The sequence below is a fragment of the Vibrio hepatarius genome, from assembly GCF_018860525.1.
Lineage (GTDB): Bacteria > Pseudomonadota > Gammaproteobacteria > Enterobacterales > Vibrionaceae > Vibrio > Vibrio hepatarius_B.
In genome coordinates, this window is sequence record NZ_JAHKPM010000038.1 from 14,668 (window position 1) to 27,370 (window position 12,703).

The window sequence follows — 12,703 nt, forward strand, 5'->3', positions numbered from 1 at the left end:
CCTTAACTTTGTGGATAAAGGGACAAGTTTAACACTCAATTTTGACGGTTTAGGCTAAAAAAGGGAAGTAATTAATTGTTCACCAATTAAATTGGCTGCCTTTATCAGCTATGGTAATGAAAAGGAACTTATTTAGTAAAATGTTGACCATAATTAATCGGACAGTGCTTCAAATTCTCACATAATGTGCTTATGATTGCCGACTCAAAGCGCTAAGTCAGGGTATACCATGTCTTCTTTAGATCTTGTGACCATTAAAAACTTAACTTTTTCTCGTAGCAAAAGACGGATATTTGATGATGTCAGTTTGCATGTTCCCCGTGGTAAAGTGACTGCAATTATGGGGCCATCAGGAATAGGTAAAACTACCTTATTGCGCCTGATCGGTGGCCAAATATATCCTGAAAAAGGAGAGGTATGGTTTGATGGTGAGAATATTCCAGCTCTGAATCGTAAACGATTGTATAGAGAACGTAAGAAAATGAGTATGTTGTTCCAATCTGGAGCATTGTTTACTGATCTCAATGTCTTTGATAACGTTGCCTTTCCAATTCGTGAGCACACTGGCTTAAGTGAAGAACTGATACGCACTTTAGTACTATTAAAACTTGAAGCAGTTGGTCTACGAGGTGCTGCGCAATTAATGCCGAGTGAATTATCTGGTGGTATGGCCCGTAGAGCCGCGCTGGCACGTGCAATTGCACTTGATCCAGAACTTATCATGTATGACGAACCCTTTGTCGGACAAGATCCAATTACAATGGGGGTTTTAGTCGAGTTAATTCGTAATTTAAACCAAGCATTGGGAGTGACTTCCATCGTTGTCTCTCACGACGTTCCTGAGGTGATGAGTATTGCAGATTGGGTCTATATTTTAGCGAATGGAAAAATTATTGCTAAAGGAACGCCTAATGAATTGCGAACTAACCCTGACCCACAAGTCCAACAATTTCTTTTAGGGGATGCAGATGGACCAGTGCCGTTTCGTTACCCAGCACAACCTCTCTCTAAGGAGCTTTTTTGATGGTATCTGACTTGGCAAATTTTATTGCCTCTACAGGCCGCAATGTATTAAACACATGTGAGTCTTTTGGGCGCGCAAGTTTAATGCTCTTTGGAGCTATTGTATCAAGACCCCGTCCAATTAAACACTTTCCTTTATTGATGAAACAACTGTACAGCGTTGGTGTTCAATCCCTAATTATCATTGTTTTATCTGGTTTGTTTATCGGCATGGTATTAAGCCTTCAAGGCTACATCATTCTTGTTGATTTTGGTGCAGAAGGGGCTCTTGGCCAGATGGTGGCTTTGTCATTATTGCGTGAGTTGGGCCCTGTTGTAACGGCTTTACTCTTTGCCGGAAGAGCAGGATCAGCTTTAACCGCTGAAATTGGTTTAATGAAGGCAACAGAGCAGTTATCGAGTATGGAAATGATGGCTGTTGACCCATTGAAACGTGTAATAGCGCCACGTTTTTGGGCTGGGGTGATATCTATGCCTATGTTAGTGATGATTTTTATGGCAGTTGGCATATGGGGAGGCCAGCTGGTGGGTGTTGACTGGAAAGGTATCGATCATGGTAGCTTTTGGTCTGCGATGCAATCTTCTGTGGAGCTTGGACAAGATATAGGTAATAGCCTAATTAAAAGTTTAGTATTTGCTATCACGGTGACTTGGATAGCATTATTCAATGGGTATGATGCTATTCCAACTTCGGAAGGCATAAGTCGGGCAACGACACGTACTGTCGTACACTCTTCATTGGCAGTACTTGGGTTAGACTTTGTACTGACTGCATTGATGTTTGGGAACTAAGTATGCAACAAACAAGAAAGATTGAATTATGGGTTGGCACATTTGTTATTACTGGAATTTGCGCGATTCTAGTGATGATTTTTCAAGTGGCTGACGTAAAGGGATTGAGTTCGAATAATACTTACGCTTTAAAAGCAGAGTTCGATAACATAGGAAGTTTAAAAGTACGTTCGCCAGTTAAAGTCGGAGGTGTGGTTGTTGGGCGGGTTACTGATATTGGTTTGAATAAGGAGAATCTTCTTCCTGTCGTGACCATTGCAATCAACGCAGAGTACGATCAGTTTCCTGATACTTCGAGTGTTAAAATATTAACGTCAGGTTTGATTGGAGAGCAATACATAGGCTTAACACCTGGATTTATTTTTGATGATGAGCAAATGTTAGTTGATGGTAATTACATTGAAGATACCAAATCAGCCTTGGTATTAGAAGATTTAATCGGTCAAGTTTTGTATAGCGTTGGCGGCAGCGGTTCAGATAAAGAAGAGGAATAGTAATGTTTAAGAAGTTAGTAATAGCTGTGGCTGTTTTTGCTATGGCGCTGACAGCTTCTGCGGCTGAAATCGATAAAACTCAGCCCTATCAGATGATGAAACAAGTCTCTCAGCAGGCTTTCAATCGATTGAAATTAGAGCAGGATAAAGTTCATAATAATCCTGAATATCTAAAAGTGATCGTTGAAGAAGAGCTGATGCCCTATGTCAATGAAAAATACGCTGCATTAAAATTATTAGGGCCAAATTTGAAAGGGGCAAAAAGAGAAGATGTAGGCAAGTTTATTGTTTCTTTTCGTGCCTACCTAGTTAGCTCTTATGCTCAGGTTTTAACCCAATATACTAATCAGGAAATTAAATTTGGCCCAGAATCTAAAATAGACCCAAGCAAGACGATTACTGGTGTTAAAGTTGACATTATTGATTCTCCTAGGCCAAATATTAAACTTGAATTTAAATTGAGAAAAGATAAAAAGACCGGTGAATGGCAAGCATTTGATATTATTGCTGAAGGTATAAGTTTACTTTCGAGTAAGCAGTCAGAATGGAGTAGCCAATTACGTCAAGACGGTATTTTAGTGGTTGCGAAAGATCTTGAAGATTTGGCGGCTCGACCTATTCGCTTTGAGAGTAAAGAAAAATGAGTTCAGGTCAGTGGCTAAGAATATCTGATGGTGAGTATCAGGTATTAGGGGTTTTAGATAGAGAGTCAGTGCCTGAGTTCTGGGGGGCGTTGTCTCAATGGAGCCCCAGTCATTCGGCTATTGAGGTGAGCTTAGAGAAAGTAGAGCGAGTGGACTCTGCTGGCATGGTGATGTTAATTCATCTAATAGAACATGCAAAAATAAAAAACTGTCATATAATGCTTAGTTTCGTGCCTAAACAACTGCTAACTTTATTTCAGTTGAGTAATGTCGAAGAGTGTATAGACGGGCATATAAAGAATTAAACAGGGGTAAGTGGTGGATAGTGCCAAAGTACAGCAAATTTTAGAGCAAGCACTTAATTTGGAAGAACTTCACGTGAAGGGAGAAGGCAGCCACTATGAAGTGGTTGCTGTTGATGCGTGTTTCGATGGAATGAGTCGTGTAAAAAAACAGCAATTAATTTATGCTCCGCTAATGGAATATATCCAAAGAAATGATATCCACGCCCTTTCTATCAAAGCCTATTCCCCTGAGGAATGGGCTCGTGATAAGAAGTTGATGTCACTATAAGGGTCAATGATGGATAAGTTTCGAGTATTAGGATCCAAGCAACCACTGAGTGGTGAAGTGACAATATCAGGTGCAAAAAATGCTGCATTGCCGATTTTATTCGCTTCCATTTTGGCTCAAGAGCCAGTTGAGGTAGCAAACGTTCCTCACTTACGTGATATTGACACTACAATGGCGCTGCTAAAGCGTTTGGGTGCTAAGGTCGAGCGTAATGGTTCTGTGCATGTTGATCCTAGCAATATCAATGAGTTTTGTGCACCTTATGATCTTGTTAAAACGATGCGCGCGTCGATTTGGGCTTTGGGACCTTTGGTTGCACGCTTTGGTCAGGGGCAAGTCTCTTTACCAGGAGGGTGTGCTATTGGTGCTAGACCGGTTGATCTTCATATTCATGGCCTTGAACAGCTGGGAGCCACCATTGTATTGGAAGATGGATATGTTAAGGCAAGCGTTGACGGTAGATTGAAAGGTGCCCATATTGTAATGGATAAAGTCAGTGTTGGCGCTACGATTACAATTATGTGCGCAGCGACGTTAGCAGAAGGGACCACTATCCTTGACAACGCAGCGCGTGAACCTGAAATTGTCGATACTGCAGAATTCCTCAATAAACTTGGGGCAAAAATTTCTGGTTCAGGCACAGACACTATTACTATTGAAGGTGTTGAATCCCTTGGCGGTGGTCAGCATGCTGTTGTCTCTGATAGGATAGAAACGGGCACATTTCTTGTGGCAGCCGCTGTATCTGGTGGTAAAGTAGTGTGTCGTAATACCAAGGCGCATTTACTTGAAGCGGTACTTGCAAAGCTTGAAGAAGCAGGAGCTCAAGTTGAAACGGGAGACGATTGGATATCTGTTGATATGCGTGAGCGTGAATTAAATGCTGTTACAGTTCGTACAGCGCCACATCCTGGCTTTCCAACTGATATGCAGGCACAATTTACTCTGCTGAATATGATGGCTCAAGGTGGTGGAGTGATCACAGAAACTATCTTTGAAAACCGTTTCATGCATGTACCTGAATTGATGCGAATGGGTGCTAAGGCTGAAATTGAGGGAAATACTGTCATTTGTGGTGATGTTGCAGAGTTAAGTGGTGCCCAAGTAATGGCTACAGACTTACGCGCTTCAGCGAGTTTAGTCATTGCCGGTTGTATTGCCCAAGGTGAAACGATTGTTGATCGTATTTATCATATCGATCGTGGTTACGATAAGATAGAAGATAAGCTATCTCTCCTTGGCGCCAACATAGAACGCTTTAGCGACTCATACTAATTAAAAGTTCGTATAGCTAAGCCGAAACAGGAGTTTCGGCTTTTTTATGAAGATAAGATCAGTTAGAGTCATGGGCAAATATTACTGACTATTTTGTTGTTGGAGAACAACTAATGATTGCTCTATTACGTGTATTAGCCACCGCGATTTTTGCCATTTTTATGTTTGTATTTGGGTGTGGCTACTGTTTACTTAGCCCAAGAAATCCTAAACATGTTTTTACTTTTGGGCGTCTATTTAGCAAGATGTCTCGGGTCTTCGGTATTACATTAGAGTTGAGAATTCCTACTGAGGCGTATCAAAGAGGGCGGCATGTTTATATCGCTAACCATCAAAATAATTGGGATTTGTTTACGGTTTCTTCAGCGGTGACGCCTAAGGTGGTAACTGTAGGGAAGAAAAGCTTAGCTTGGATGCCTCTGTTTGGGCAGTTGTACTGGTTGACTGGAAATATACTGATTGACAGAGCAAACCGTTCAAAAGCGAAAAGTACAATAGATCAAGTCGTTGATAATATGAATATGAGTGAAGTCTCTGTATGGATGTTTCCTGAAGGTACTCGATCTCGTGGGCGGGGTTTATTGTCGTTCAAAACCGGCGCGTTTCATGCAGCTGTTGGTGCTAAGGTCCCTGTAATTCCTATTGTGTGTAGTTCAACATATGGCCTTAAACTAAATCGTTGGAACAATGGCCATGTCATTGTTGAGATGTTACCTCCTATAAGCTCAGATGAGTTTAATAAAGGAAACATCCGAGAATATGCGAATCTATGCCATCAGCAGATGAAAGACAAGTTACAAGCGCTAGATGAAGAAGTTGTCACTCTTAATCAAAAAGCAGGTGTAAAAACCTGATGGTATACGTTTCGAATAAAAAAGGGGGGAAGCTTATGCTTACCCCCTTTTATGTGAGCTCAGTGAGTCTAGATGTTATCTCGCTCAATAGGGCAACTCATGCAACGAGCACCACCTCGTCCGCGACCAAGCTCGTTACCGGGAATGGTTAACACTTTAATGCCAGCTTTGTCGTACTTCTCATTAGTGTACACGTTACGCTCATAACCAATAACTACACCGGGTTTAACCGTCAAAACATTGTTAGCATCATTCCATTGCTCACGTTCTGCTTCGTAGTTATCACCACCTGTTGTAATGATCTTAAGATAATCGACAGATAATGCTTGCTCAATAGCATGGGTATAGCTAGGGACCTGCTCTACGGTCATTTCATTATTATTCTTTGGAGTGAGTTTCCAAGTGTCCAGATCTTTACGCATGATTTCAGGATATACAGAGAAGGTATCAATATCTATGTGCGTCATAACCGTATCTAAGTGCATACAAGATCGATGCTTAGGCAGATCAATAGCAATGACTTGTTTCGCTTGGCCATTACGAAATAAATTGGCTGCTAAGTTCTCAACTCCTTGTGGTGATGTTCGCTCAGACATACCTACCAGTACAGCGCCTTTACCGATGACAAGTACATCGCCACCTTCTATATTGGCATTATCATAGTGTAGATCTTCATCACCAAAATATTTAATAAAATCCTGTCCTGCGAATACAGGGTGCCAGCGATATATGGCTCTTAAATGATTGGTTTCACGTTGTCTTGCTGGTTTCATCATAGGGTTTAGGGAAACCCCCCCATAAATCCAACATGAGGTATCACGCGTGAATAGGTGATTAGGCAGCGGCTCAATTACAAAATCCAACGGACGATGCATTTTAGGTAGCATTGATGATGAATGGATTGGCAACTCTGAATATGCCAAACCTCCTAGTAACACTGTTGCTAGATGTTCATTATCCATGTCAGAGAGGTAATGGCGAAGATCTCTAGCAAAAGTAGGGCCATAACGAAAATCAGAAATCTGAGTATCAAGCAGCCATTCTTTTGCATCTTTAACTGATAAGGTCTCTACTAATAAATCGTGGAGAAGTAAAACCTCAACTCCCTGATTAGTAAGAGTTTTTGCAAACTGATCATGCTCTTCTCCCGCGGCTTCTACGGCAAGAACATCGTCAAACAGTAGTTCATGGCAGTTTGAAGGTGTAAGATGGGTTAATGCCCGTTCTGGACGAGCTAACATCACACGCCTCAACTGGCCCACTTCTGAACCTACGTACAACTTACTCATTTTGCATCCTTACAATAGTTTTCATTATCTATTTATGACAAGCTTGTTATAAAGATGCAAGTGTATTTATCGGAGTCAATAACTGGATTTGTGTTATTTTTAGGTTTTTAATGCTCATTATCTTAACTTTTATGGATTATTTACCTAATTGAGATGATTTTGGTATGAGCCGTTATAGTGCGTCACTATTCGTTATTCTTTAGTGTGATGGCTGACAAATTAAAAATGATTTAAGCATAGCTATTCAAGGTTTGAGTGACAATTGTCTGTAAGCTACATTTATATTCACTTAGGGTGATAATGGACATATGCACTATTAAAAAATAAAAACGCAGTGAAGGGGATTATAGTGATTAGTGCGTGGTGGCAGATAATTCTGAATATCTGTGATGATAAAAAAATGTTAATTTTGCCTTTTTACGAGCCTTTTCTGTTCAGATCTTGGTTTTTATCACCAATCTAGTCGTTAGTACATTGTTATTGCGGGTAGTAATTTGGCTGGATCCATGCGATATTCCTGTGCATAAATTTAAGATCAATATTGTCACTATCTGGAGCCGACTTATGTCTCATGAAGACGAATATCTATCAGTTGAAGAATTAATTGAGATTCAAAAGGAGGAAACTCGCGATATCATTCAAGCTTTACTTGAGGATGGAAGCGAACCAGATGCATTGTATGACATTGAACATCATCTATTCGCCGAAAGTTTTGAGACCTTAGAAAAAGCGGTTGTTGAAGCCTTCAAAATGGGTTTTGAGGTATTAGAAGCTGAAGAAACTGAAGATGAAGATGGCAATAAGCTGCTTTGTTGTGATGCGACTATGGAGTCGGCACTCAATGCAGAAGCAATTGATAGCCAAGTAGAAAAGTTGATTCACCTAGCTGAAAAATATGACATTATTTATGATGGATGGGGAACCTACTATGAAGGCGATGATGCAATATATCCTGATGAAGACGATGAGGACTAATTCTTCTAAATAGGCTCTGGATAAACCAGTGTAAGTACTGGTTTTTCTTTATGTAATATTGTGAGTTCACAAGTATTTTCAAATACACAACTTTCTTATAATCGAGTCTGCTTTTCTGTCAAAGTAAGATGAGTTTTAGTCGCACATGCAATTATCACTTGCCGGTTTATGGCTACTTTCACCACTGACGGACCTCTCTATTCTCCAAGATGATATACGCTTTCCGGCGCCGCTCAGCGAGAAGCTGCCCAGTTTTCTTTCTGAAGAACAAATTGCAGAGCAGGAATGGCATTTGATGTATGATCTTGAGGTGGATGAAACCATGATGACCTACTCATCGATTGATCTGGTGATCGGGGGTATAGATTATCATGCAGAAATTCGGCTAAATGGTATTGCCCTGTTTGACTGCGATGGTTCTCAAGTTGAGTATAAAAAAGATATTCGGCCTCACATACAACTTGGTGTTAATCGGTTTGAGATCTTGTTGATTAAAGAAGATGATGATCTGTTATTCGAAGAGGATGAACTGGATATTTGTTCGCTTGGTGAGAAAGCACATCAAAAATTTGATTCAAGGGTTGGGATCTGGAAAGAACCATATCTGCAGTTTATCCGTAATGTACGTCTTGAGCATATAGTGACAGAACAGATCTGGCACCATGGCGGCGGCTGTGAGTTCATGGTCGATTTACATTACAAAACCTACTCACCAGGTCTACAATCGGCCTTGGTTAAATTTAATGGCATGACGTACCAGCTGCCAATCGATGTGCGAAATAACCATGTGAGTGCGCTATTTCAGGTTGAAGCCCCAATTTACTTTAACGCCCATAATCCAGATCCAAACGATTTTTACCCTCTGGAAGTGACACTGGATGGTCAGACGAAAAAGCTTTCAATTGGACTTAGTGAGGATCTATGTGTTACTCATTTTCCTATCTAAATTTAAACTTGTACGGTTTGTTCAGAACCTAAAAGGTTTTGTCTGTGCTGCCATACGCGTTCATGGAAATAATAAGCAAGAGTATTAATACTTGGTTCGATAGCAGCCATTAACCCACCGACTAACCAGCTACCTGATAGAAGATAAACAACACTAAATGCGACGCTGAAATGAACCACAGCAAAACTAGAGGTTTTTAACCCTGTTGCATTTCCACGCTTTTTCAAATAAGGAACGACTTGCCATACCCGTTCGTGGAAATAGAATGCAACGGTGTTAACCATGGGTTCTATCATAGCAATCAGACTACCGACAATTATATCACCAGTGAGTATATACGCGACACTAAAGGCGACAGTGAAATGAATTGAGGCAAAAGTTAATGTCTTTTTCATGAAATGATCCAGTCATTGGTTTCGATAGGATCATTATTGATAATTATTCGTATTAGTTAAACCTGATTAAAACTATTTAATCAATTGTTATTAACTATTAAAAAGGCGCCAATAGTGTGCCAGATATCATGCTTTACAATATAATTAGCCCTGTGGTTTAACCACGAGTACGTTAATTGGTGAATTTTCAACAACTTTACTGGCTACTGAACCTAACATCACTTTATCTAACTGAGAGCGCTTATGACTTGGCATCACTATCAACTCGGCGCGAACTTTTTTAGCGCAGTCTAAGATGGAAGTATATGGTTTACCTTCAATTACATGTGTTTGATATGAAATGTGCGCGGGTATATGTTTTTGTGCAAATAAATGAAGCTGTTTTTCAACATCTTGTTTCATTTTTGCAGCAGCATCTTTGGGGAAATAGGTTGCGACCATAGACATATGAATGCCTGGTAATACATTAAGCAGATGAAGTTCGGCTTGAGAATGTTCTGCATGCCAAAGCGCAACTTCGAGCGCTTTATCTGAAAAACCACCATCGTTTAAATCGACAGGGACAAGAACATGTTTGTACATGGGGAGCTCTCTCATATAAACCGAGCAAACCGCTGGTTTGCCCGGTAGTAAGTAAGTCTCACTTATGATGATGAAGTGAGATATGTTTAACTTGTTTTTAGGTTAAGATCTTCATTTCGTACTCGTCGTTTTTGGTTTAATCCCAAACCGATAAGTAGCAGCAGAGCCGGGATAAATACCCACTCTTTCATAGGGCGATCTGCTGCTGTGATGACAGAACGAACTTCCCAGTCAAAGTCTATTCCTGCGGCTTCCGCTGGGCTGCCAAATTCAACCATATCTATTAAGACTCGATCATTGACTTGTTTTAATACTAGCCCCATAGAGCTTATGCGATCATCTGCTGATTTCGCTTGCTCATCAAAAGGGAGACGTACTGTCTTTGTAATGAAGTTACCTTCAAGGTTTTCTCCTGCGACCGAAAGTTCGAGATCTTGTCCGACAGGAAGATTTTTAGCAATTGTCTCGATGTCAGTACCAGGATGAATCTCCTTAGATGGATAAACTTGGTCCCACCAATAACCTGGACGGAAGAAAGTGAAAGTGAGTAGTAGCAATAATAGAGTTTCCCACCATTTATTCTTAGTAAACCACCAGCCTTGGGTTGCTGCGGAGAAGACAAGCATGGCCGCAATAGATGACATTATGGTTAATAGCAAGTGCCACCATGTATCAATACCAATTAGAAGTAGCTGAGTATTGAAAATGAACATAAATGGTAAAATGGCGGTACGGATATCGTAAGTGAACCCTTGGATACCTGTCTTGATTGGATCAGATTTTGCGATGGCTGCGGCGGCAAAGGCCGCGAGCCCAACTGGCGGCGTATCATCCGCTAATATACCGAAATAAAATACAAATAGGTGTACAGCAATAAGTGGAATGATTAATCCACTTTGAGCTCCTAATGTGACGATAACTGGTGCCATGAGGGTTGATACGACGATGTAGTTTGCAGTAGTGGGTAGCCCCATACCAAGGATTAAGCTTATTACTGCCGTGAAAAGTAACATCAGAATGATATTGCCACCAGAGATGAACTCGACAAAATCGGTCATGACTAAGCCAATACCTGTTAGCGTAACAACGCCCACGACAATGCCAGCTGCAGCAGTGGCCACACTGATACCAATCATGTTGCGAGCTCCTGAGACCAGACTCTCTAACAAATCATTAAAGCCAGCGCTAGCTTCTGTTACAACATTACCTTGCTTCGATATAAATGACATTAGAGGACGCTGAGTAATGATAATAAAGATCATAAACACAGTTGCCCAAAATGCTGATAGGCCTGGTGAGAAACGTTCTACTGTAAGGCACCAAACTAATACGACAATAGGTAATAGGTAGTGGAGGCCTGATTTTATGGTTGGTACAGGGTCGGGTACTTCCGTGAGTTCTGCATCAATATCGAGACTGCCGTCCTTGGCGTGTCTTGCAGAGACGCTAATTAGCATAACGTATGAGAGAAGCAATGCGAATATGACGATTGGGGTCGCTGCATCTCCAAATACATCTTTAGTCCATCCTACCCCGTAATAAACGGCGGCGCTGATGACGCATAGACCCAAAATTGTACCGGTAAAAGATAATAGACTTTGAATGATAGTTGGAGTATGTCGGCGCGGAAGACCTTTCATTCCAGCTTTACATGCTTCTAAGTGGACAATATAAATAAGTGCAATATATGAGATCAATGCAGGTAGAATAGCGGCTTTGATAACTTCAACGTAGGAGATACCAATATACTCTACCATAAGAAATGCAGCTGCTCCCATAATTGGAGGAGTTAGCTGCCCGTTAGTAGAAGCGGCAACTTCAACAGCTCCTGCTTTTGTTCCTGGAAAGCCTACTCGTTTCATTAGCGGGATGGTGAATGTACCGGTTGTTACGACATTCGCTATCGAAGATCCTGAGACTATGCCTGATAAACCTGAAGCAACAACCGCAGCCTTTGCAGGCCCACCTCTCATATGTCCAAGTAAAGAGAAAGCAACTTTAATAAAATAGGCGCCTGCGCCTGCGCGTTCTAACATGGCGCCAAATAGTACGAATAGAAATACAAATGATGAGGATACACCAAGTGCTACACCAAATACCCCTTCGGTCGTTAGCCACAAATGAGACATAGCCTTATTTAGACTTGCCCCTTTATGTGCAATAACGTCTGGCATATAAGGTCCGCCAAAGGTATAAAACAAAAAGACTGCTGCAACGACCATAAGAGGAGGCCCAAGAGCTCGGCGAGTCGCTTCAAGTAGTAAAACCATTCCAATCACAGCGACAACAATGTCCAATGACGTTGGAGCCCCAGAACGTTCAGCAAGTTGAGTATAAAAAATATAGATATATCCAGCAGAGAAACTGCTGGTTAAAGCCAGAAGCCAGTCTATAGCAGGAATTCTGTTCCGAGGGGAGCTCTTCATCGCTGGATAGGCAGTGAAGGCTAAGAATATCGCGAACATCAAATGTATTGAGCGTGCTTCAGTGTCATTGAGTACACCAAAGTTAAAGATGAAGGGTAGCGGAGATGCGTACCAGAGTTGGAATAATGACCAACATAAAGGTGTCAACCATAGAATGCGCGCCGAAATTCCTTCAGGATATCGTGCTCCAGTGTCAGCCTGAGCTACCATTTCTTGCACATCTTTAGCCGGAGAAGTGGTCTTCGACATGAACTTAATCCTTATTATATAGCCTGTCTTTTTATGATGATTAGGTTTTTATTGAGTATTTTTTAAGTGTAATAACTAATGCTGGGATAGATAATAATAAAGAGGAGCTTCAAACATAATGAAACTCCTCTTTATGATCTAAGTGTCAATGAATAAAAAAGTCATTGCCCAAACACTAGTTTTCTC

14 protein-coding genes are annotated in these 12,703 nt (G+C 41.0%); 10 read left to right on the forward strand and 4 right to left on the reverse strand.

The features are described 5' to 3' along the window. Positions 1-229 precede the first annotated feature (229 nt). The 8 genes from mlaF (at position 230) to KO511_RS10575 (ending at position 5,655) form a co-directional block, all read left to right on the forward strand. On the forward strand, positions 230-1,024 hold the full coding sequence (gene mlaF, locus KO511_RS10540) for a phospholipid ABC transporter ATP-binding protein MlaF (RefSeq protein WP_215987442.1): 795 nt from the start codon (positions 230-232) through the stop codon (positions 1,022-1,024). After that, positions 1,024-1,815 (forward strand): lipid asymmetry maintenance ABC transporter permease subunit MlaE, encoded by a 792-nt coding sequence (gene mlaE / locus KO511_RS10545; RefSeq protein ID WP_215987397.1) that lies wholly within the window; start codon positions 1,024-1,026, stop codon positions 1,813-1,815. The genes mlaF and mlaE overlap by 1 nt, the downstream gene beginning before the upstream one ends. Positions 1,816-1,817: 2 nt before the next feature. Further along, positions 1,818-2,309 (forward strand): outer membrane lipid asymmetry maintenance protein MlaD, encoded by a 492-nt coding sequence (mlaD, locus tag KO511_RS10550; protein WP_215987398.1) that lies wholly within the window; start codon positions 1,818-1,820, stop codon positions 2,307-2,309. A gap of 2 nt (positions 2,310-2,311) precedes the next feature. Further along, a complete protein-coding gene (gene mlaC, locus KO511_RS10555; RefSeq protein WP_215987399.1) occupies positions 2,312-2,953 on the forward strand; it encodes a phospholipid-binding protein MlaC in 642 nt (213 codons plus the stop codon). Further along, a complete protein-coding gene (locus KO511_RS10560; protein WP_215987400.1) occupies positions 2,950-3,258 on the forward strand; it encodes an STAS domain-containing protein in 309 nt (102 codons plus the stop codon). Before mlaC ends, KO511_RS10560 begins: the two co-directional genes overlap by 4 nt. 13 nt (positions 3,259-3,271) lie before the next feature. After that, a complete protein-coding gene (gene ibaG / locus KO511_RS10565) occupies positions 3,272-3,526 on the forward strand; it encodes a BolA family iron metabolism protein IbaG (protein WP_215987401.1) in 255 nt (84 codons plus the stop codon). Between the two features lie 9 nt (positions 3,527-3,535). Further along, on the forward strand, positions 3,536-4,801 hold the full coding sequence (gene murA, locus KO511_RS10570) for a UDP-N-acetylglucosamine 1-carboxyvinyltransferase (RefSeq protein WP_215987443.1): 1,266 nt from the start codon (positions 3,536-3,538) through the stop codon (positions 4,799-4,801). A 113-nt stretch (positions 4,802-4,914) separates the two neighbouring features. Further along, complete coding sequence (locus KO511_RS10575; protein WP_215987402.1) at positions 4,915-5,655, forward strand: 1-acylglycerol-3-phosphate O-acyltransferase; 741 nt, start codon at positions 4,915-4,917, stop codon at positions 5,653-5,655. Between the two features lie 68 nt (positions 5,656-5,723). On the opposite strand, the gene arcA is transcribed toward KO511_RS10575, so the two are convergent. Beyond that, positions 5,724-6,944 carry an arginine deiminase gene (gene arcA, locus KO511_RS10580; RefSeq protein ID WP_215987403.1) on the reverse strand — a complete coding sequence of 407 codons (1,221 nt, stop codon included), beginning with the start codon at positions 6,942-6,944 and terminating at the stop codon, positions 5,724-5,726. 564 nt (positions 6,945-7,508) lie between these two features. Here arcA and rraB point away from each other — a divergent pair. Together rraB and KO511_RS10590 are read left to right on the forward strand one after the other, a co-directional pair. Next, positions 7,509-7,919 carry a ribonuclease E inhibitor RraB gene (gene rraB / locus KO511_RS10585; protein ID WP_215987404.1) on the forward strand — a complete coding sequence of 137 codons (411 nt, stop codon included), beginning with the start codon at positions 7,509-7,511 and terminating at the stop codon, positions 7,917-7,919. Between the two features lie 145 nt (positions 7,920-8,064). Then, a complete protein-coding gene (locus tag KO511_RS10590) occupies positions 8,065-8,865 on the forward strand; it encodes a glycosyl hydrolase 2 galactose-binding domain-containing protein (protein ID WP_215987405.1) in 801 nt (266 codons plus the stop codon). Positions 8,866-8,867: 2 nt separating this feature from the next. Here KO511_RS10590 and KO511_RS10595 read toward each other — a convergent pair whose 3' ends face one another. The 3 genes from KO511_RS10595 to KO511_RS10605 all read right to left on the reverse strand — a co-directional run bounded on the left by KO511_RS10595 (position 8,868) and on the right by KO511_RS10605 (position 12,517). After that, entirely contained in the window at positions 8,868-9,260 is a 393-nt protein-coding gene (locus tag KO511_RS10595) for a DUF2061 domain-containing protein (protein ID WP_215987406.1), read from the reverse strand. A gap of 144 nt (positions 9,261-9,404) precedes the next feature. Further along, a complete protein-coding gene (locus KO511_RS10600) occupies positions 9,405-9,842 on the reverse strand; it encodes a universal stress protein (RefSeq protein WP_215987407.1) in 438 nt (145 codons plus the stop codon). 86 nt (positions 9,843-9,928) lie between these two features. Continuing rightward, positions 9,929-12,517, reverse strand: coding sequence for a TRAP transporter permease (locus tag KO511_RS10605; RefSeq protein WP_215987408.1), 2,589 nt, complete (start codon positions 12,515-12,517; stop codon positions 9,929-9,931). Between the last annotated feature and the right edge of the window lie 186 nt (positions 12,518-12,703).

Excerpts from the sequence above, each read along its gene's own strand:
- mlaF (WP_215987442.1), top strand. The coding sequence starts at position 230 with ATGTCTTCTTTAGATCTTGTGACCATTAAAAACTTAACTTTTTCTCGT.
- mlaE (WP_215987397.1), top strand. The coding sequence starts at position 1,024 with ATGGTATCTGACTTGGCAAATTTTATTGCCTCTACAGGCCGCAATGTA.
- mlaD (WP_215987398.1), top strand. The coding sequence starts at position 1,818 with ATGCAACAAACAAGAAAGATTGAATTATGGGTTGGCACATTTGTTATT.
- mlaC (WP_215987399.1), top strand. The coding sequence starts at position 2,312 with ATGTTTAAGAAGTTAGTAATAGCTGTGGCTGTTTTTGCTATGGCGCTG.
- KO511_RS10560 (WP_215987400.1), top strand. The coding sequence starts at position 2,950 with ATGAGTTCAGGTCAGTGGCTAAGAATATCTGATGGTGAGTATCAGGTA.
- murA (WP_215987443.1), top strand. The coding sequence starts at position 3,536 with ATGGATAAGTTTCGAGTATTAGGATCCAAGCAACCACTGAGTGGTGAA.
- KO511_RS10575 (WP_215987402.1), top strand. The coding sequence starts at position 4,915 with ATGATTGCTCTATTACGTGTATTAGCCACCGCGATTTTTGCCATTTTT.
- arcA (WP_215987403.1), bottom strand. The coding sequence starts at position 6,944 with ATGAGTAAGTTGTACGTAGGTTCAGAAGTGGGCCAGTTGAGGCGTGTG.
- rraB (WP_215987404.1), top strand. The coding sequence starts at position 7,509 with ATGTCTCATGAAGACGAATATCTATCAGTTGAAGAATTAATTGAGATT.
- KO511_RS10590 (WP_215987405.1), top strand. The coding sequence starts at position 8,065 with ATGCAATTATCACTTGCCGGTTTATGGCTACTTTCACCACTGACGGAC.
- KO511_RS10595 (WP_215987406.1), bottom strand. The coding sequence starts at position 9,260 with ATGAAAAAGACATTAACTTTTGCCTCAATTCATTTCACTGTCGCCTTT.
- KO511_RS10600 (WP_215987407.1), bottom strand. The coding sequence starts at position 9,842 with ATGTACAAACATGTTCTTGTCCCTGTCGATTTAAACGATGGTGGTTTT.
- KO511_RS10605 (WP_215987408.1), bottom strand. The coding sequence starts at position 12,517 with ATGTCGAAGACCACTTCTCCGGCTAAAGATGTGCAAGAAATGGTAGCT.